This window comes from Azospirillum sp. (assembly GCF_035627195.1).
In the GTDB taxonomy this organism is placed as follows: domain Bacteria; phylum Pseudomonadota; class Alphaproteobacteria; order Azospirillales; family Azospirillaceae; genus Azospirillum.
In genome coordinates, this window is the sequence record NZ_DASPMG010000121.1 from 20153 (window position 1) to 38558 (window position 18406).

General features: G+C 69.7%; 18 protein-coding genes. 11 read left to right on the forward strand and 7 right to left on the reverse strand.

The features are described 5' to 3' along the window. Window positions 1–10: 10 nt before the first annotated feature. Together VED21_RS11195 and hppD are read right to left on the reverse strand one after the other, a co-directional pair. Window positions 11–2671, reverse strand: a complete 2661-nt coding sequence (locus tag VED21_RS11195) for a PAS domain S-box protein (protein ID WP_324882434.1) — start codon at window positions 2669–2671, stop codon at window positions 11–13. 135 nt (window positions 2672–2806) lie between these two features. Next, window positions 2807–3898: a 4-hydroxyphenylpyruvate dioxygenase gene (gene hppD, locus VED21_RS11200; RefSeq protein ID WP_324882435.1), complete on the reverse strand. Its 1092-nt coding sequence runs from the start codon at window positions 3896–3898 to the stop codon at window positions 2807–2809. A gap of 289 nt (window positions 3899–4187) precedes the next feature. Between hppD and VED21_RS11205 the strand changes: the two genes are divergently transcribed. The 5 genes from VED21_RS11205 to VED21_RS11225 all read left to right on the forward strand — a co-directional run bounded on the left by VED21_RS11205 (window position 4188) and on the right by VED21_RS11225 (window position 8634). Continuing rightward, window positions 4188–4664, forward strand: coding sequence for a 4Fe-4S dicluster domain-containing protein (locus VED21_RS11205; protein ID WP_324882436.1), 477 nt, complete (start codon window positions 4188–4190; stop codon window positions 4662–4664). Window positions 4665–4676: 12 nt separating this feature from the next. After that, entirely contained in the window at window positions 4677–6524 is a 1848-nt protein-coding gene (locus tag VED21_RS11210) for an aldehyde ferredoxin oxidoreductase family protein (protein ID WP_324882437.1), read from the forward strand. 190 nt (window positions 6525–6714) lie between these two features. After that, on the forward strand, window positions 6715–8019 hold the full coding sequence (locus tag VED21_RS11215) for an NAD(P)/FAD-dependent oxidoreductase (RefSeq protein WP_324882438.1): 1305 nt from the start codon (window positions 6715–6717) through the stop codon (window positions 8017–8019). Window positions 8020–8086: 67 nt separating this feature from the next. Then, on the forward strand, window positions 8087–8338 hold the full coding sequence (locus tag VED21_RS11220) for a MoaD/ThiS family protein (protein ID WP_324882439.1): 252 nt from the start codon (window positions 8087–8089) through the stop codon (window positions 8336–8338). Then, window positions 8335–8634, forward strand: a complete 300-nt coding sequence (locus VED21_RS11225) for a hypothetical protein (RefSeq protein WP_324882440.1) — start codon at window positions 8335–8337, stop codon at window positions 8632–8634. The genes VED21_RS11220 and VED21_RS11225 overlap by 4 nt, the downstream gene beginning before the upstream one ends. 258 nt (window positions 8635–8892) lie before the next feature. Here VED21_RS11225 and VED21_RS11230 read toward each other — a convergent pair whose 3' ends face one another. Then, complete coding sequence (locus VED21_RS11230) at window positions 8893–9213, reverse strand: hypothetical protein (RefSeq protein ID WP_324882441.1); 321 nt, start codon at window positions 9211–9213, stop codon at window positions 8893–8895. A 248-nt stretch (window positions 9214–9461) separates the two neighbouring features. On the opposite strand from VED21_RS11230, the gene VED21_RS11235 reads away from it, so the two are divergent. Both VED21_RS11235 and VED21_RS11240 read left to right on the forward strand, forming a co-directional pair. Then, window positions 9462–9683 (forward strand): DUF1150 family protein, encoded by a 222-nt coding sequence (locus VED21_RS11235; RefSeq protein ID WP_324882442.1) that lies wholly within the window; start codon window positions 9462–9464, stop codon window positions 9681–9683. A 76-nt stretch (window positions 9684–9759) separates the two neighbouring features. Beyond that, complete coding sequence (locus VED21_RS11240; protein ID WP_324882443.1) at window positions 9760–10149, forward strand: hypothetical protein; 390 nt, start codon at window positions 9760–9762, stop codon at window positions 10147–10149. A gap of 20 nt (window positions 10150–10169) precedes the next feature. Here VED21_RS11240 and VED21_RS11245 read toward each other — a convergent pair whose 3' ends face one another. Then, window positions 10170–10412 (reverse strand): hypothetical protein, encoded by a 243-nt coding sequence (locus tag VED21_RS11245; RefSeq protein ID WP_324882444.1) that lies wholly within the window; start codon window positions 10410–10412, stop codon window positions 10170–10172. Between the two features lie 155 nt (window positions 10413–10567). Continuing rightward, the gene (locus VED21_RS11250) at window positions 10568–11197 is read right to left on the reverse strand and encodes an ATP-dependent Clp protease proteolytic subunit (protein ID WP_324882445.1); all 630 of its coding nucleotides are present in this window, start codon (window positions 11195–11197) and stop codon (window positions 10568–10570) included. A 203-nt stretch (window positions 11198–11400) separates the two neighbouring features. Between VED21_RS11250 and VED21_RS11255 the strand changes: the two genes are divergently transcribed. The 4 genes from VED21_RS11255 (at window position 11401) to VED21_RS11270 (ending at window position 14224) form a co-directional block, all read left to right on the forward strand. Beyond that, window positions 11401–12114 (forward strand): Crp/Fnr family transcriptional regulator, encoded by a 714-nt coding sequence (locus tag VED21_RS11255; RefSeq protein ID WP_324882446.1) that lies wholly within the window; start codon window positions 11401–11403, stop codon window positions 12112–12114. Between the two features lie 211 nt (window positions 12115–12325). Further along, on the forward strand, window positions 12326–12514 hold the full coding sequence (locus VED21_RS11260; protein WP_324882447.1) for a DUF1150 family protein: 189 nt from the start codon (window positions 12326–12328) through the stop codon (window positions 12512–12514). 32 nt (window positions 12515–12546) lie between these two features. After that, window positions 12547–13170 (forward strand): hypothetical protein, encoded by a 624-nt coding sequence (locus VED21_RS11265; RefSeq protein ID WP_324882448.1) that lies wholly within the window; start codon window positions 12547–12549, stop codon window positions 13168–13170. A gap of 184 nt (window positions 13171–13354) precedes the next feature. Beyond that, on the forward strand, window positions 13355–14224 hold the full coding sequence (locus VED21_RS11270) for a calcium-binding protein (protein ID WP_324882449.1): 870 nt from the start codon (window positions 13355–13357) through the stop codon (window positions 14222–14224). Between the two features lie 46 nt (window positions 14225–14270). On the opposite strand, the gene VED21_RS11275 is transcribed toward VED21_RS11270, so the two are convergent. Both VED21_RS11275 and VED21_RS11280 read right to left on the reverse strand, forming a co-directional pair. After that, complete coding sequence (locus VED21_RS11275; protein ID WP_324882450.1) at window positions 14271–17165, reverse strand: SUMF1/EgtB/PvdO family nonheme iron enzyme; 2895 nt, start codon at window positions 17163–17165, stop codon at window positions 14271–14273. A 264-nt stretch (window positions 17166–17429) separates the two neighbouring features. Then, complete coding sequence (locus VED21_RS11280; protein WP_324882451.1) at window positions 17430–17744, reverse strand: hypothetical protein; 315 nt, start codon at window positions 17742–17744, stop codon at window positions 17430–17432. Window positions 17745–18406: the final 662 nt, after the last annotated feature.

Here is an 18406-nt window from a genome sequence, read left to right on the forward strand (position 1 = left end):
GCGTCCAGCGTCACGCCGTCAGCACGCGCGTGCTCAAGGGCACGGCGATGCGGCAGCGCACGCCGTCCGGCGGGAAGGTCAGCTCCACGGCGCACTCCAGCTGGCCGCTCAACCCGCGCTCGATCATTCGGGAGCCGAAGCCGCGCCGCGTCGGCGGCACCACCGGCGGGCCGCCGCTTTCCGTCCACGCGATCACCAGCCGGTCGGGCCCGTCCTCCGCCGGCTCGACCCGCCAGACGACGCCGACGCGGCCGGCGCCATTGGACAGCGCCCCATACTTGGCGGCGTTGGTCGCCAGCTCGTGGAAGGCCATGCCGATGGCGACCGCCGCCGCCGGGCCGACGCGCACGGCCGGGCCGGACAGGCTCACCCGCGCCCCCGCCTCGCCCACGCCGTAGGGGCGCAGCGTCTCGCGCAGCAGGTCGTCCAGGTCCGCCCCCTGCCAGGATTCGCGCGTCAGCAGGTTGTGCGCCTGGCTCAGCGCCAGCAGGCGCGCGTCGAACGCCTGGACGAACTGCTCGGCCGACGCCGCGCCCCGCTGCGTCTGCGCGGCGATGGACTGCACGATGGCCAGCGTGTTCTTCACCCGGTGGTTCAGCTCGCCCAGCAGCAGCTTGCGCTGGTCCTCCGCCGCCTTCAGCTCGGTGATGTCGACGATGACGCGCACGCTGTACAGCGGCTTCTGGTCGGCGTCGCGCACCAGCGAGGCGGCCAGCGCCACCCACAGCGGACGGCCGTCCTTGCGGGTGACGCGCTTCTCCAGCTGGTAGCTGTCGATCTCCCCCGCCACCATGCGGCGGAAGCACGCGGCGTCGGCGTCGGCGTCGCGCGCGTCGGTGACCGACAGCAGGCTCATGGACAGCACCTCGGCGTGGCTGTAGCCGAGGATCTCCGCCAGCCGCAGGTTGGCGTTCAGCACACGCCCGTCCAGGTCCAGCTCGGCGAAGCCGGCGAAGGCGTTGTCGTAGGTGACGCGCAGCCGCTGCTCGCTCATGCGCAGGGCCGCCTCGGCGCGCGCCCGCTCCACCGCCGCCCAGGCGCGTTCGGCCACTTGGCCCAGCACCACCACGTCCTCCGCCGCCCAGCGGCGCGGCGCGCGGTCGTGCGCGAACAGCAGCCCGACCAGCCGGCCGTCGCGCATGATCGGCAGTTCGGCCAGGGCGCCGATCTCCAGCGCCGAATAGCCGGCGGCGGCCGGCGCCGTGCGCGGGTCGGCCGCCACGTCCTCCACCACCAGCGGCAGTCCGGCGCGCAGCAGCGCCAGCGCCGCCTCCCCGCACGCACTCGTGGCGTGGATGCCCACCGCGCTCGCCATCCCGTCGCACCAGTCCTGGGACACGTGCAGCCGCTCGGCGTCGCCCTCCACCTCGGCGAAGCCGGCGCGACCGACGCGCAGGTAGCGGCCCACCGCCGCCGACGCCTCGGCCAGCACGTCGCGCGGGTCGGACAGCGGGCGCAGGGCGTCGTGCAGCTCCGCCAGGAAGCGGGTGCGGCACTCCGCCTGCTTGCGGGCGGTGACGTCGAAGTTGACGCCGACGAGGCGCACCGGCCGGCCCAGCGCGTCGCGCTCCACCTCGCCGCGGCTGGACAGCCACTTCACCGTGCCGTCGGGCAGCAGCACGCGGAATTCCGTGTCCAGCGGCCGGTCGCCGCGCAGCACGGCGTCCACCACCGCCCCCAGCTCGGCCCGGTCGTCCGCGTGCACCACCTCCATCAGCGCGCCCAGGCTGGGCGCCTCGCCCGCCGGGTCGCGGCCCAGCAGCCGGTACAGGCTGGCCGACCAGATCACCGTGCCGGCCACGAGGTCCATTTCCCAGTCGCCGACGCCGCCGGCCTCCTGCGCGCGCCGCAGCCGCGCCTCGCTGACGCGCAGCGCCTCCTCGGCGGCGCGGCGGTCGGTGACGTCCTCGATGATGGAGATGCGGAACCGCTCCCCCGCCCGCCCCGGCGCGCTGCCCAGCGAGGAGGTGACGCGCACCCACACCAGCGAGCCGTCCTTGTGCAGGCAGCGCCGCTCAAGCGTGTAACTGGGCACATCGCCGGCCAGCAGGCGGGCCAGCTCCGCCTCCTCCGCCGCACGGTCGTCGGGGTGGACGAGGTCGCGGAAGTCCCGCCCCACCAGCTCGTCCCGGTGGTAGCCGAGCAGCGCGCACAGCCGGTCGTTCACCTCCAGCAGGCGGCCGTCCAGGCCGACCCGCCAGATGCCAATGGCGGCCTGGGCGAACAGGGCGCGGTAGCGCTCCTCCTCCGCGCGGCGCTGGATCTCCGCCTGCTTGCGCCCGGTGATGTCGAGGCCGGAGCCGGCGTAGCCCAGGAACGCGCCGTCGGCCGCCACCCGCGGCTCGGCGCGGCCCAGCACCCAGCGCCACGACCCGTCGGCGGCGCGCAGCCGGAACTCCGCGTCGAAGGGCCGTCGGGCGTCCTTGGCCGCCGCCACCGGCCCGGCCAGCAGCAGCCGGTCCTCCGGATGGATGGACGAAAGCCAGCCCTGCCCCAGTTCCTGCGCCAGGGTGCGGCCGGTCAGCTCCCGCCACGCCCGGTTGACGAAGACGCAGGCACCCGCGGCGTTTTCCTGCCAGAACAGCCCGGGCATCGCGTCGGCGGCGTCGCGCCAGCGCGCGGCATCGCCACTTAAGGGAGAATCGAGAAGCGTTTCCGTCACCGTGGGCACATGATCCGATCCGGCTGGTCGCCGGACCGGCGCCGCCGATTGTGTTGCCTCTTTGGAAGGCAGCTTATCGGCGGCGGCGGCGGCCCGTCCATGTCACCTATGGCCGAGTATGCATCGGCCGAACGGTCAGTCGCGTCAGGTCTTGTCCTGCAGCACGCCGCGCTTGATTTGATCGCGTTCGATGCTTTCGAACAGTGCGCGGAAATTTCCTTCGCCGAACCCCTCGTCGCCCTTGCGCTGGATGATCTCGAAGAAGATCGGGCCGATCACCGTCTTGGTGAAGATCTGCAGCAGAAGCCCGCCGCCCGGCGCGCCGTCCACCAGGATGTGGTCGCGCTTCAGCCGTTCCAGATCCTCGCCGTGGTTGGGGAGGCGCTCGCCCAGCATCTCGTAATACGTGTCCGGGGGCGGCGGCATGAACTCCGCGCCGTGGTTGCGCAGCGCCTCCACCGTGGCGTAGGCGTCGTCGGTGGACAGGGCCACGTGCTGGATGCCCTCGCCCCGGTAGGCCTCCAGGTACTCCTCGATCTGGTCCTTGCCGCCGTGGCCGGCGGATTCGTTGATGGGAATGCGGATCTTGCCGCACGGGCTGGCCATCGCCTTGGACCGGATGCCGGTGACCTTGCCCTCGATGTCGAAGTAGCGGATCTGGCGGAAGTTGAAGAGCCGTTCGTAGAAGCCCGCCCATTCCTCCATGCGGCCGCGGTGCACGTTGTGCGTCAGGTGGTCGATGCCCATCAGCCCCACGCCCGGCGGCTTCTCCGGCACGCTGTCGTCGAACTCGAAATCAACGTCGTAGATGCTGCGGTCGCCGTAGCGGTCGACGAGGTAGATCAGGCTGCCGCCGATTCCCTGGATGGCCGGGATGTTCAGTTCCATCGGCCCGGCCGTGCTCGGCCCCGGCCTGGCGCCCAGCGACAGCGCGCGCTTGTAGGCGTGCGCCGCGTCGGCCACGCGGAAGGCGATGGCGCACACGCTGGGCCCGTGCACGCGGGCGAAGGCCTGGGCGAAGCTGTCCGGCTCGGCGTTGACGATGAAGTTGACACCGTTCTGCCGCCACAACGTCACGGTCTTGGACCGGTGCCGGGCCACCGGGCGGAAGCCCATGGTGGCGAACAGCGCCTCCAGTTCCTTGGGATCGGGGGCGGTGTACTCGATGAACTCGAATCCGTCGGTGCCCATCGGGTTCATGTCCGAGATCATCTCGGCCATGCGTCGGGTGCTCATGCGTCTCTCTCCCGTTGCAGTCGGGTTCCGTCGCCTTCCTTTGAAGTGGCCACCGGGACGCGCCGCGGCAACGCGAACACTCCGAACAGGCGACACGCTGTGCTCGCCAAGTCATAACGCGCCCTAAGTACTAGCCCTCAAAGGCTTGGCAACCCTTGTCCGCCGCCGGGGCGGCGTATAGGCTTCGCGCTGAAAATGAAAAAGGGTAGCCGTCCGGCAATACCCGCCTTTGGCGTGCCGGGCAGGCCTATCCATTCAGGTCCTGGTTTCCACGTCGGAGGAATCGCCGATGCAGCGATCGCTCAATCTCGACCCGGGCAAATGCACCGGGTGCCGCCAGTGCGAAATGGCGTGCTCCTATGAAAAGGAAGGGGCCTTCAACCCGTCGAAGTCGCGCATCCGCGTCTTCACCTTCGACGCGGAGGCCCGCTTCGTCCCCTACACCTGCACGCAGTGCGCCGAGGCGTGGTGCATGAAGGCCTGCCCGGTGGACGCCATCACCATCAGCATTGGCACCGGCGCCAAGGTGGTGCACGACGACGTCTGCGTCGGCTGCAAGGTCTGTACGATCGCCTGCCCGTTCGGCACGGTGAACTACAACGCCGACAGCGGCAAGGTGGCCAAGTGCGACCTGTGCGACGGCAGCCCGGCCTGCGCCAAGGCGTGCCCGACGGGTGCCATCACCTACGTCGACGCCAACTGGACCGGCCTGGACAAGATGCGGTCCTGGGCCGCCAAGTCCACCTCTCCTGCCGCCGCGAACTGAGGAGGCCTGACGATGGGATGGGCTGGTAAGATCCTGCGCGTCAACCTGACCGCCGGCACCGTGAAGTCCGAGCCGCTGAACAAGGAGTGGGCCCAGAAGTACCTGGGTTCGCGCGGCCTCGGCACGAAATACCTGTGCGAGGAGATCGACCCGAAGGTCGATCCGCTGTCGCCCGACAACAAGCTGATCTTCGCCACCGGTCCGCTGACCGGCACCATGGCGTCGACCGGCGGCCGCTACACGGTCATCACCAAGGGTGCGCTGACCAACGCCATCGCGTGCTCCAACTCCGGCGGCTTCTTCGGCAACGAGCTGAAGAACGCCGGCTGGGACATGATCATCTTCGAAGGCCGCTCGGCCACCCCGGTCTACCTCTACGTCGAGAACGGCGAGGCGAAGCTGCTGCCCGCCGACGACCTGTGGGGCACGTCCGTCTGGCACACGGAAGAGACGATCAAGGCCAAGCACCAGGATCCGCAGATCCGCGTCTCCTCCATCGGCGTGTCGGGCGAGAAGGGTGTGAAGTACGCCTGCATCGTCAACGACCTGCACCGCGCCGCCGGCCGGTCGGGCGTGGGCACGGTGATGGGTTCGAAGAACCTGAAGGCGGTCGCCGTGCGCGGCACGCTGGGCGTGAAGATCAAGGACTTCGACGCGTTCTTCAAGGCGACCGAGGCGGCCAAGGCCGTGCTCGCCGGCAACGCGGTCACGGGTCAGGGCCTGCCGGCCTACGGCACCCAGGTGCTGATGAACGTGATCAACGAGTCGGGCGCCATGCCCACGCGCAACCACCGCGACATCCAGTTCGAGGGTGCCCACAAGATCTCGGCCGAGGCGATGGCCGTGCCGCGCGCCAGCGACGGCAAGCCGAACCTGTCCCGCAACGGCGCCTGCTTCGGCTGCACCATCGCGTGCGGCCGCATCTCGACCGTCGACAAGACGCACTTCTCGGTCAAGGACAAGCCGCAGTACTGGGGTGCGTCCGGCGGCCTGGAGTACGAGGCGGCCTGGGCGCTGGGCTCCAACACCGGCGTGGACGACCTGGACGCGCTGACCTACGCCAACTTCATCTGCAACGAGCAGGGCATGGACCCGATCTCGTTCGGCGCCACCGTGTCGGCGGCGATGGAGCTGTACGAGATCGGCGCCATCACCACCGAGCACACCGGCGGGCTGGAGCTGCGCTTCGGTTCGGCCGAGGCGCTGGTGAAGCTGGCCGAGCTGACCGGCAAGGGCGAGGGCTTCGGGGCCGAGATCGGCCTGGGCTCCAAGCGCCTGACGGAGAAGTACGGCCACCCGGACCTGTCCATGTCGGTCAAGGGCCAGGAGTTCCCGGCCTATGATTCGCGCGGTATCCAGGGCATGGGCCTGACGTATGCCACCTCCAACCGCGGCGCCTGCCACCTGCGCAGCTACACCGTGGCGTCGGAGATCCTGGGCATCCCGGAGAAGACCGACCCGCTGGCGACCGACGGCAAGGCCGGCCTCGTGAAGGCCTTCCAGGACGCCACGGCCGCCTTCGACGCGGCGGGCATCTGCATCTTCACCTCCTTCGCCTGGTCGCTGGTCGACGTCGCCCCGCAGGTCGACGCCGCCATCGACGGCGGCTGGTCGGTGGAGCGTCTGGTCGAGACGGGCGAGCGCATCTGGAACCTGGAGCGCCAGTTCAACCTCGCCGCCGGCCTGACGGCGAAGGACGACACGCTGCCCAAGCGCCTCTTGAAGGAAGCGGCGAAGACCGGCCCGGCCACCGGCCGCGTCAACGACCTGGGCAAGATGCTGCCGGAATACTACGAGCTCCGCGGCTGGACGCCCGACGGCGTCCCGACCAACGAGACGCTGGCCCGGCTGGCCCTGTAACGGTTGGGGGCCTTCCACCCCTCCCCCGCCCCCGGCGGGGGAGGGAGGGGCCCAAGCTCCGCTTGGGAGGGTGGGGGCAACGGCCTGCCCGAGAATCCTTGCCCCCACCCTGCCCGCTCACGCGGGCTTCCCTCCCCCGCCGGAGGCAGGGGAGGGACTTTGACCTACGAATTCTTGAGGGTGATCCTCCATGCATTACGTCGTTCTCGGAGCGGGGCCGTCCGGCGTCGTCGCCGCTGAGACCCTGCGCAAGGCCGATCCCAACGGCAAAGTCACCCTCGTCGGCGGCGAGCCGGAGCCGCCCTATTCCCGCATGGCGATCCCCTACTTCCTGACCGGCAAGATCCAGGCCGAGGGGACCTACCTGCGCAAGACGCCCAACCACTACGACACCCAGGGCATCGGCTACCGCCAGGGGCTGGCGCAGCGGCTGCGCCCGGACGAGAAGAAGATCGACTTCACCGACGGCAGCCACCTGTCCTACGACCGGCTGCTGATCGCCACCGGCGCGCGGCCGGTGCGCCCGCCCATCCCCGGCCTGGACCGCAAGGGCGTCCACCACTGCTGGACGCTGGAGGACGCGCGCAACATCATCGACCTCGCCCAGCCCGGCAGCCACGTGGTGCTGATGGGCGCCGGCTTCATCGGCTGCATCGTGCTGGAGGCGCTGGCCATGCGCGGCGTCCGGCTGACGGTCGTCGAGATGGGCGACCGCATGGTGCCGCGCATGATGAACGAGACCGCCGGCACCATGATCAAGACGTGGTGCGAGAAGAAGGGCATCCGCGTCCTCACCTCCACCAAGATCAAGAGCCTGCAGTCGGTCGCCGCCGAGAAGGAGCGCGGCATCTTCGCCCGCCTGTTCCGCCGCGAGCCGGTGGTGGAGGCCAGCGACACCATCGACGTCGAGCTGGACAGCGGCGAGATGCTGGCGGCCCACCTCGTGGTGGTGTCGGCCGGCGTGCGCCCGAACGTCGAGTTCCTGGAGAACAGCGGCGTGAAGATCGACCGCGGCATCCTGGTCGACCGCTACATGCGCACCAGCGTCAACGACGTCTACGCGGCAGGCGACGTGGCCCAGGGCTACGACTTCTCGACCAAGGCGCACGACGTGCACGCCATCCAGCCGACCGCGTCGGAGCACGGCCGCATCGCCGCCATGAACATGGCCGGCCACAACGTGCAGTACAACGGCAGCCTGCAGATGAACGTGCTCGACACGCTGGGCCTCATCTCCTCCTCCTTCGGCCTCTGGGCCGGCGTGGACGGCGGCGAGAAGGTCGAGGTGGTGGACCACGACAACTACAAGTACATCAGCCTGCAGTTCGCCGACGACGTCCTGGTCGGCGGCACCGCCATCGGCCTGACGCAGCACGTCGGCTGCCTGCGCGGCCTGATCCAGGCCGAAACGAAGCTGGGCGTGTGGAAGGAGCGGCTGATGAAGGACCCCTACCGCCTCATGGACGCCTACGTCGCGAACTCCCAGATCAGGTAGCCAGATCAGGTAGAAGGAACGGGGGCGCCGCGGCGCCCCCAATCGCTGCGGGAGAGGCGGAGACACCATGGAGATCACGGTCAAGCTGTTCGCCACCCTGTCCGGCTTCCTGCCGCCGGGCGCGGTGAACAACCAGGCCCCATTGCAGGTGCCGGAGGATGCGACCCCCGGTCACGTCATCCAGCGCCTGAACCTGCCGCGCGAGCGCTGCCATCTGGTGCTGGTCAACGGCGTCTACGTGCAGCCCAGCCAACTGGACCGGCAGGTGCTGAAGCCCGGCGACGCGCTCGCCATGTGGCCGCCCGTCGCCGGCGGATGAGCGACACCATCAGCGATACCCTCGTCGAGAAGGACATGGCGCTGACGCGCGAGGATTTCGCGCGCCTGCTGCCCGAGGCCGCGCACGGCCTGCCCTGGCGCGTGGAGGACGGCGTCTACCGCATCGGCGGCGCGGCCGGCGTGGACATCCGCCTGGAGCCCCTGCCCGACCGCCGCATCGCGCTCATAGCACTCCCCCGCCTGCGCGTCACCCTGGCCTTCCACGGCTGGCCGGCCGAGGAACAGCGCGCCTTCCTGCACCGCTTCGACACCGCGTTCCGCCGCGGGGGTGGATAATATACCCCTCCCCCGGCCCCGCCGGGGGAGGGAAGCCCGCGTAGCGGGCAGGGTGGGGGCAACGGCCTTTGTGGCAGGCGTCGGGCCGCTGATCCTCGCGAACAACTTGCCCCCACCCTTCCCATGCTCCGCATGGGCCCCTTCCACAGTCGCTCGCAAGCCTCGCGACTGCGTTTCGCCTACGATCGCCTTCGGCGCTCGTTGCCTTCGGCACCGGCTCAACGCCCCCGCCGGGGGCGGGGGAGGGAAACCAAACCGTCACACCACCGGCGCCCCATACGCCCAGGAGAACGGCACCGGCCCCGACAGGGCCAGCACGTCGCCTTCGTCCAGGATGCGGTGCTCGTTGATGCCGCCGCCCAGCGTCGGCGTGATGTCGCGGCCGTTGACCAGGGCCAGGTAGACGTCCGGCATGGGAATCCCGAACCGGCGGATCACGTCGCCCACCGTGCTGCCGGCCGGCAGGGACAGGCGGTGGAACACCGCGCCGCCGCCGTGGCGCGTCAGGCTGTTGAAGAGCCGCACCTCCACGGCGATGCGCACGCCGCCCGAATTGTGGCCGAACCCGGCGTCCGGCATGGCTTCTTCCCGCTGCAACACGTGTCTCCTCCACGACTGGACCAAGACTGGACCGTGTCGGCAGGATCGGCAGCGCCGGGCACCCCGGCCTTGACGGCGGTCAAGCCCATGGTGGCACCGCCCCGCCACTTTGGTATCGGTCGGCGGTGCGTAAGGATGACCTGGATCACGGCGGGCTCCCTTACTCCCCATTAAACATTCATGTCTACACTGGGTGCGTAAGGGGGCCTCGGCCCCGGGAGGTGACCATGTCCGCCATGCAGATGCCCGATGCGCCGGAAGGCCTGGAGCAGGACTTCGCCCTCCTCGGCATTCTCGACCGCGCCTACGTCAAGCGCGTGGTCCGCAACGGCGAGAAGCTGTTCGAAGTGCACGCCGCCGACGGCAGCTTCCTCGGCCAGTTCCACGACCGCGACACCGCCTTCGCGGCGCTGCGCCTCCAGGACATGGAGCCCCTAAGCGTGCATTAAGGGCGTGCATTGACGGCGCGCCGATACGCCCGCCCGCCTGTTCACGGGAAGCAACACCCGTGCAAGGACAGGCAGCATGCGCACCCTTCCGACTATCTCGGCCCCGATCATCTCGGCTTTCGTGATCCTCCTGGCCTCCGGCGGCGCGCTGGCGCAGGCCGGCACCGGCGGCAGCGCCGGCGGCCCCTCCACGGCGAACTGCCCGGCCGGCAGCGCCGGCAACGACCCCGCCTGCCTCAACCGCAGCCAGCTGGGCACGTCCGGCTCCACCTGGGGGACGGGCGGCAGCGCCGGGTCGGGCACCTCCGGCTCCACCTGGGACCAGCGCGGACAGACCGGCCAGGGTGGTGCGGCCGCCGCCGGCTCCGGCACGTCGGGCAGCATCGCCACGCCCAACGCCGGCTCCATCGGCGGCGGCACGGGCAGCGCCACCGGCGCGCAGCCGGCGGACCCGTCGAAGAAGTAGCCGCCGCCCTGAATGCCCCCTCAGTGCTGCCAGCGCTCCAGCGTCCGCAGGACGCGGTCGAGCGTCGGCAGCGGGGTGGCGATGACCACGCCGTCGAGGATGGCTTCCGCCTGTTCGGTGTCGATGCCGGTCATGCGGGCGACGGCGGCCGGCCCCAGGCCGCGGTCGTCGGCGATCAGCGTGATCCAGTTGGCCAGCGCGTACTTCTGCCGCAACAGGCCGGGATTGGCCAATCGGATGTCGGTGAGCGGATCAGCCTTCATGGACTCCTCCCGAGTATGGTGGCCGTTTCTTCTTGTGCGGCCATGGTGACTCGGGGGCGGCGGTCCGCGCAATGCGGCCAACGGTACTGTCCGTCCGTCAGAGGCATTCGGGGTTGACAAGGGGACGGGGGACGAGGGAACGGGGGGACGGGGGATCAGCGCGCCACCAGCAGCTCGGTCACCACGTTGGCGCCGCTGTGGGCCAAGTCCTCGGCCCGCTCGCGCACGTCCACCCGGCCGGAGAAGCCGCCGCGGTCGGCCACCGTCTGCAGCCACGCCGGCGAGGTGCCCAGCCCGGCCAGCCGCGCCTTCATCTCGTTGATGGTGCGCAGCGAGATGATGCCGCTGCGCTCGTCGCGCGGGGCGTGCACCATGAAGGAGGCGCCGGCCTCGGCCCGGCGCGGCAGGCCGGCCATGAACACGCCGAAGCACATGCTCTCGCACGCCGCACTGCCGCGCACCAGCGTGACCACCGTGCGGCCGGCCGCGCGCTGGCGCAGCATGGCGTCGATCATGGCGTAGCCAGCCTTCACGAAGCCGCCGGGGCTGTCCAGGTCGACCAGCACGGGGCGGGCGGCCGGCGCGGTCTCCAGCGCGTGGATGAAGTCGGCGGCCACGGCGGCGGTGATGACGCCCGCCACGCGCAGCGTCGTGCGGTCGCCCTCGATGCGCCGGGTCACCGTGCCGACCATCCCGGCGTCCGCCGCCGCCACCATGCCCTCGGTCCCCTCGGCCAGGCAAGGCAGGGCGGTGAACAGGATCAGGACCGTCAACAGGATGCGCATCGGTGCCCCCGCGGTTTGTGAAAGCGGGGGGATCGTAAATCGCAGGAATGCGGCAGCGCTGTGGCAGGGGCCACAGGCATGCGCAGATCGCACGGCTGCACGGAAGGGGCACACCCGGAACGGCGAAGTACCGCCATTGGCGCCCCCGGCAGGGGCATTGGCGCCGTGTACACTGAAAACGGCCCAGCTAGGGGAGGCGCCGCATGGCCGGGGTACGGATCGCGTTCGACAAGGAACTCGTGCTCGCCGGGCACTTCCTTCTCAAGCACCTGGAGCGCGAGGAGCTGAGCCGGCTCGCCTCCAGCGCGCGCCTCGCCTACTTCCCGAAGAACGGCGTCATCTTCCAGAAGGGCGACCCCGGCGACAGCATGATGGCGATCATCCGCGGCCGGGTGAAGATCTGCTCCCACTCCGTCGACGGGAAGGAGCTGGTGCTGAACATCATCAACAAGGGCGGCCTGTTCGGCGAGATCGCGCTGCTGGACGGCGAACCGCGCACCGCCGACGCCATAGCGCTGGAGGAGACGGACCTCCTGGTGCTGGAGCGCGCGCAGTTCATGCCCTTCCTCACCGCCCGGCCGGACCTGTCGCTGCGCCTGATCAGCGTGCTGTGCAAGCGCCTGCGCCAGACCAGCGAGCATCTGGAGGACACGCTGTTCCTGGAAGCCTCCTCCCGCTTCGCCCGCGCCCTGCTGCGGCTGGTGGAGGTGTTCGGCAAGCCCGCGCCGCAGAACGCCATCCGCCTGGACATCAAACTGTCGCAGCAGCAGCTGGGCTGCCTCGTCGGCGTGTCGCGCGAGAGCATCAACAAGCTCCTGAACGAATGGCAGCGCAGCGGCGTGATCGGCATGGACGCCGGCTACATCACCGTGCGCGACCGCGACGCCCTGGACGAGATCGGCAACACCTGCGCGTGACCGGAGTGTTCATGAGACACGGATGAACACGGATGTTTCGCGGATGAACACGGATCTGCCGAACACCGCATAAATCCTATCCGTGTTCATCCGTGTCCGATTTCTCTTCCTCTGAATTTTCATGCCCCCGTGTGGCCCGGCTCACAGCGCGCCGGTGCCCGCGGACCTATGCTCCTCCCATCACGAGCACCCGCACCTCTGGGAGGAGCCAATGTCCGGCGAAGATTTCGTCACCCTCGGCCTGATGGACCGCTGCTACGTCAAGCGCGTCACCCGCCGCGGCCGGACCAGCTACGCCTGCTACGCGGCCGACGGCACCTACCTCTGGCGCTATCCCAGCCGCGAGATCGCCTTCGCGGCCCTGCGCCAGCACGACATGGAACCGCTCAGCGCCCACTAAGCCAGACCGATCTCCGTTAAAGGAACACTCCGATGACCCGCATCCGCCCGCTGTTCACCGCCGCCACCACCCTGGTGCTGCTGTCCGCCGGCGGCGCCGCCGCGCAGGACGCGGGCGGCATCGGCTTTCCCACCGGCGTCAGCGCCGCCAACATGGCGCAGGCCTTCGCCCAGCCCGTGCGCATGCCGGTCTTCACCGCGCCGCGCCGCATCACGCCGCCGGGCGCCATGGTCACCAACCCCTCCGTCAGCCGCAAGCAGGTGCACCAGCAGCAGATCGCCAAGATCCGCGGCGACGCCGGCTTCCTGGGCGGCTTCAGCAAGGGCCAGCCCCTGGCCGCCAGCCGCCAGCCGCCGCCGGAGTTCGTCCCCTCCTTCACCATCATCGAGGCGCCGTTCATCTTCAACAACATCAACGGCACGCTGGACCTGGGCGTGGGCAACGGGGGCGGCGGCACCGCGCCGGACGGAACCGCAGTCGGCGGCACGGCCGGCGGAACCGGGGGCACGGGCGTCACCCCGCCGGTGCCGCTGGACGGTCTGGCGACGGCGCTGGCGAACGGCAACGTGACCTTCAACAACGTCAACAGCGCGGTCAACATCGCCGCCGGCACCGGCAACGTCGCCGTGCAGAACATCAAGTCCGTGCAGAAATAACGGTGCGGGGCCGGCCAACGCCGGCCCCGTTCCGCGCGCAAAGGGCGCCATTCCCGCCACTTTCACAACCGCGACGATCGGCCGCAGCGAGGTCTGCGGCTTGATTTCTGTTAAAAGTAGTCTACCATCCGCGCTCCACAATCCTGCGGCTATCTGCGCCGCAGGTAAATCGGAGACGCATTGAATGGCTGTTGTTACCGTCAACCCGTCCGTAAACTACAATTTCTATAACACCGACGACAACCAGATTACCGTCGGCGGAATCACCCTGGCGTCCTTCACGCCGACCGCCGTCACCATTCGCGAGACCTACGGCACCGAGACGTTCACGACTGTGCTGCGCGGTTCCTTCACCGGCGCCGGCACCAGCATGAACACGGTTTCCGGCACCATCACCGGCATCGACGAAGGTGCGGGCGGCGGCCTGACCGGCGCCACCATCAGCGGCCTGAACTTCCCGTGGGACGCCCTGCTTGCCGGGACCACGAAGACCTCGGACCTCTACTCGGGCAACGACGCGTTCTTCGGCGCCTCCTACAACGACCGCTTCGCCGGTTACCTGGGCAACGACACCGCCTACGGCGGCGGCGGCACCGACGTGATGTACGGCAACCAGGGCGGCGACGTCCTGTACGGCGACGCCGGCAACGACACGCTGTTCGGCGGCCAGGGCGGCGACCTGATCTTCGGCGGCGCCGACGCCGACGTGATCTACGGCAACATGATGGAAGACACCATCTCCGGCGCCGAGGGGAACGACACCATCTTCGGCGGCCAGGGCGACGACCGCATCCTGGGAGAGGCCGGCAACGACGTGCTGGCCGGCAACCTGGGCGCCGACCGCTTCGTCTTCGCCACCGGCCAGGGTAACGACCAGATCCGCGGCTTCAACGCCGACCAGGGCGACCGCATCGAGCTGGCCGCCGGCATGACCTACACCACCGGTGCCGCCAGCGACGGGTCGACCATCCTGGCGCTGTCCGGCGGCGGCACGGTGACGCTGGTCGGCATCGCGCCGACCGCCTTCAACGCCGCGTGGGTGTTGAACGCGTAAGCGACCAAAGCCCCTCCTCCGGCCCCACCGGGGGAGGGGCGTCGCCTCAATTCAATTCCCGCGCGACGCGGAAGCCGTTGTTGATGTAGCGGACGTCGATGTCGTACTGGCCGCGCCCGGTCGCCGAGATCTCGGGCAGCGCGTTGCGCCAGGAACCGCCGCGCAGAACCCGCTTGCGGCAGTTGCCCTCCTGCCAGGCGCTGCCGTCCACGGGGGCGCCCTGGTAGCTGCCGTTCCAGCAGTCGGCCACCCATTCCGCCACGCCGCCGTTCATGTCGTGCAGGCCGAAGGGGTTGGGCTTGTAGCTGCCGGCGGCGGCGGGGGTCAGCCGCTCGTGCGGGCCGCCGCAGTTGGTGCAGTTGGCGAAGATGCCCTGCTCGCTGCCCCACCAGAATGCCCCGACGCTGCCGGCGCGCGCGGTGTATTCCCACTCCGCTTCCGACGGCAGGCGGTAGCGCTGGCCGGTCTTCTGGCTCAGCCACTTCACATAGGCCTGCGCGTCCTCCCAGTGCACGTTGTACACGGGCGTGCTGTCGGTGGGGTTGGTCATGCGCGGCATGTTGGGGCAGCCGCCGCCCTCGACGCAGGCCCGCCACTCGCCCACCGTCACCTCGTAGGCGCCCAGCGCGAACGGCTTGGCGATGGTCACCCGGTGCACCGGCTTCTCGGCGGAATCGCCCCGGTCGTTGCCCATCATGAACCAGCCGGGCGGGATGCGCACCATCACCGGGCATTCCGGGCAGTCCTGGAAGCTGTTGCCGCGCCCGTGCGTGCGCACGGCGCTGCCGTTGCCCGGCGGGGGCGGCGGGGCCGCGGCGGCGACCTGCTGCGGCGCGGGCGCCGGAGCCGGAGCGGGCGGCGGTGGCGGCGGTGCGGCGGCCTGCTGCTGGACCTGCTGCTGCTGGACCTGCTGCTGCTGGGGTTGCGGCGGCGCCTGCGTGTGCGGCTGCGGCGCCTGCTGCTGCGGCGGCTGGGCCTGTGCCGGGGCCTGTGCCGGTGCCGGCCGCACCAGCGGCGCGAAGATGAAGCCCTGGCTGCCGTCCTCCAGCGCGATGCGCAGCCAGTTGGCGCCCGGCACCCGGCCCAGCACGCGCACGCTGGCGCCGCTGGTCACGTGGCCCACGCGGGCCGCACTGGTGTTGGGGGCGGAGCGCAGGTTGGAATCGCTCACCACCGTGAAGGCACCGCCCTCCACCGGTTCCAGCGGCGCGCCGGCCATGGCGACCTCGGTGCCGGCCGCCGCGGCGGCATCGGCGGGCTCGCCGCCGCTCGACCCGGCCACCGCCATATCCGCCTTGGGATCGGCCTTCGGTTCCTCGCCCTTCGGCGGCGCCAGCTTCTCCACCTGCTGGCGCGCCATCTGGGCATAGCCGCTGCGCCCGAACAGGCGCAGGAACGCCTCATAGTCGGCGGCGTCGCTGCTGCCGCGCACGCGTTCCCACACCGTCTGCTCGATCTCCGCCACCGGCAGCGCGCCGGGCTCGGCGATCTCGACCGCGACGGTGGCGGTGGAGCGGCCGCCCTTGCCGTCCTCGACGACGATGGCGAAGGCCCCGGCCGGGCCGGCCGGCGCGCGCTCGGGGTCGAAGACCAGGCCGGTCAGCGCGTCGGCGCTCAGCCGGTCGCCCGCCTTCACCACGGTGGCGCCGCTCTTCACCTTGCCGCGCTCGGGCACGCCGGACACGGTGATGGTCAGCGCGTCGCCGTCCGGGTCGCTCGGCGCCTCGATGCCCAGCGGGTTGGCGACGACGCGCAGCGTGCGGTCGGACACCACCAGCGGCGCCCGGTTGCTGGGCTTGATGGTGATCGGCACCACGCCCTTCACGGTGCCGCCGCGCCCGTCCATCACGGTGAACTCGAAGCCGCCGGCGTCGCCGCGGAAGCTGGTGTCGGGCTTGAAGCTGGTGGCGGCCAGCTGGTCCACCGTCAGATAGTCGCCGATCAGGACGGAGCGTTCGCCGATGCGCACGTTGCCGCCGCGCGGCAGGCCGGTGACGCGGGCGAACAGCTGGTCGTCGTCGGGGTCGGTCGGCTGGCCGATGCGCAGCGGCTCGGGCTCGGCGCGGTCCAGGATCTCCAGGGGCCGCAGGTCGGCCAGCAGCGGCGGGCGGTTCGGCGGACGCGGGTTGAAGTAGAAGGGCGTGGCGCCCAGCGTGCCGTAGATATACGGCTCCTGCCGGCCGTCGGTGGCCTGCTTGACCGTGTCGCGCACGTTGCGGAAGAACAGGCTCAGCTCCAGGCCCGGCGTCTGCAGGTGCTTCAGCAGCGCCTGGGTGTAGGGGCTGTGCTCGCCCTGCCCGTCCTCGGCCAGCTGGTCGGCGCGGGTGGCCATGGCGACCAGCGTGTCGCTGGGCGTGTCGTCGATGCGGGCGAAGCCGGCGTGCGTCTGCTGGCGGTTGGCGCCGGTGCGCGCCAGCTTGTCGACGAAGGGGTTGTTGCGGCAGGCGTCGAGGATGAGGATGCCCAGCTTGCGCGCCTGCGCCAGCTCGCCCATCGGCAGGTTCAAGGGCATCGCCTCGTAGACGAGGTCGCGTTCGCGCTCCAGCCGCGCGTCCGACGGGATCAAATAGTTGGTGCCGCCCACCTGGATGCCGTGTCCGGCGTAGTACAGCACCGCCACGTCCGCCTGGCTGGCGCTGATGCCGAACTGGCGCAACGCGTCGGCGAATCCGCGGATGTCCAAGTCCTGCTTCTCCTCCACGGTGAAGTGCAGCTTGCGCAGCATCTCGGCGATGGCGCGGGCGTCGTTGCGTGGGTTCACCAGTTCCGGCGCGTTGCGGTAGGCGCTGATGCCGATCACCAGCGCGATGCGTTTCTCGGTGGCCGTGGCCGGGGACGCGCCCGGCCCGGCCTGGGCCGCTGCCTGCCCCACACCCGCCGCCAGCAGCACGAGCACCGCCACCGCCCGCGCCAGCCAGCCTCGCAGCATCCCTCTCAGCATCGCCGCCTCCTTCGCCGCCGTCCTCCTGGCCGAGGAGACCCGCCGAACCCTTCACCCGGCGCACCCGTCATTCGACGCATGCGCGACCGGCGCCAAGGCAGCCACCCCGGAGCAACCGGAAACCTGGCCGCGCAATTTGGCGCAAAATGAAGACCATTGGCTGGACGGAGGAGAGTTTATCTTTAAACGGCGATGCGTGCCAAGCACGCGATTTGCCTACTCCCCAGAATGGGGCAAATAAACCCTCCGGCGAAGTACCCCGTTTTATTTGGAACGGCGGGCCCGGCGACGATCGTGGGAAGCCGCGCGGTCGCCGATGCCGGCCATCGGCAGCGGCGTGCGCACCCCGCACTCGACGGCGATGCGTTCAACGGCCGCTTCCAGCAATGCGATACGCTGCTCGGTGGCAAGCAACCGAAGATCGAACCCATCCTGTGCCGTCTGCCGGCTGGCCAGCCAGTCGAGCAGCGCCGTGGCGGTGATCTGCCCCAACCGCAGGGCCTTGGCGGCTTCGCGCAAGGCCCGGCGCATCTCGGTGTCCTGGGGAACCCGCAGGCTCATGGTTGGCGTGCCGGTCATGTAACACGCTCCGTATCACGAAACACTTCACACCCTGCATTCATTGCCTTGTATTGTATCACACCGGATAACCGCAAAGGGTGCGGCCGGAGTGACCTGTAACACGGTCTGTATTGCATTTTGCGCAACCGGTTATCGCTTGCCTGTTCGCTTGGAGAAGCGGAAAATTGGAGTGGGTATAAACTCTGACGGATGCAGAGTCTATATCATTTTGTTTTGAGAGCAAGCAATCCATACAATTCCGGAGGCGGAATTTTAAAACTTGCGCTGGGTCATTTTTGAAAATTAACCACACTCCGGCACTCCACTCCTGTTCGCACCATGAAAATCACAACGGAAGGATGCGGCACGGTTCTGATGAACGACGCCGCCAGCGCTATGCTCCACGCCTACGACTTCGCGCTGCGGCGCGTGGGGAAGTTGGTGGCGCTGGATATCGCGTCGGAGGCCCGCGAGAGCGCCACCCAAGGTTGAGCAAGGCACCCATGGAGGTGGCGGCGTTGCGCCTGATTCCAGGCGAACCGGCGCTTATCGCGCCCGATACTCCGTCATGACGGACACGCGACGTTGGGTTTTCGCTGACGCTAAGAAAAAACAAGGGGCAGGCAGTTCCGAAGACGGTGCCCTTCTCCCCTTGAGGGAGAAGGGTTGGGATGAGGGGT

Bases quoted from the DNA above. Each gene is read 5' to 3' on its own strand.
- VED21_RS11215 (WP_324882438.1), top strand. From the start codon at position 6,715: ATGCATTACGTCGTTCTCGGAGCGGGGCCGTCCGGCGTCGTCGCCGCT.
- VED21_RS11210 (WP_324882437.1), top strand. From the start codon at position 4,677: ATGGGATGGGCTGGTAAGATCCTGCGCGTCAACCTGACCGCCGGCACC.
- VED21_RS11275 (WP_324882450.1), bottom strand. From the start codon at position 17,165: ATGCTGAGAGGGATGCTGCGAGGCTGGCTGGCGCGGGCGGTGGCGGTG.
- VED21_RS11230 (WP_324882441.1), bottom strand. From the start codon at position 9,213: ATGCCGGACGCCGGGTTCGGCCACAATTCGGGCGGCGTGCGCATCGCC.
- VED21_RS11205 (WP_324882436.1), top strand. From the start codon at position 4,188: ATGCAGCGATCGCTCAATCTCGACCCGGGCAAATGCACCGGGTGCCGC.
- VED21_RS11255 (WP_324882446.1), top strand. From the start codon at position 11,401: ATGGCCGGGGTACGGATCGCGTTCGACAAGGAACTCGTGCTCGCCGGG.
- VED21_RS11270 (WP_324882449.1), top strand. From the start codon at position 13,355: ATGGCTGTTGTTACCGTCAACCCGTCCGTAAACTACAATTTCTATAAC.
- hppD (WP_324882435.1), bottom strand. From the start codon at position 3,898: ATGAGCACCCGACGCATGGCCGAGATGATCTCGGACATGAACCCGATG.
- VED21_RS11265 (WP_324882448.1), top strand. From the start codon at position 12,547: ATGACCCGCATCCGCCCGCTGTTCACCGCCGCCACCACCCTGGTGCTG.
- VED21_RS11240 (WP_324882443.1), top strand. From the start codon at position 9,760: ATGCGCACCCTTCCGACTATCTCGGCCCCGATCATCTCGGCTTTCGTG.
- VED21_RS11250 (WP_324882445.1), bottom strand. From the start codon at position 11,197: ATGCGCATCCTGTTGACGGTCCTGATCCTGTTCACCGCCCTGCCTTGC.
- VED21_RS11260 (WP_324882447.1), top strand. From the start codon at position 12,326: ATGTCCGGCGAAGATTTCGTCACCCTCGGCCTGATGGACCGCTGCTAC.
- VED21_RS11245 (WP_324882444.1), bottom strand. From the start codon at position 10,412: ATGAAGGCTGATCCGCTCACCGACATCCGATTGGCCAATCCCGGCCTG.
- VED21_RS11225 (WP_324882440.1), top strand. From the start codon at position 8,335: ATGAGCGACACCATCAGCGATACCCTCGTCGAGAAGGACATGGCGCTG.
- VED21_RS11220 (WP_324882439.1), top strand. From the start codon at position 8,087: ATGGAGATCACGGTCAAGCTGTTCGCCACCCTGTCCGGCTTCCTGCCG.
- VED21_RS11280 (WP_324882451.1), bottom strand. From the start codon at position 17,744: ATGACCGGCACGCCAACCATGAGCCTGCGGGTTCCCCAGGACACCGAG.
- VED21_RS11235 (WP_324882442.1), top strand. From the start codon at position 9,462: ATGTCCGCCATGCAGATGCCCGATGCGCCGGAAGGCCTGGAGCAGGAC.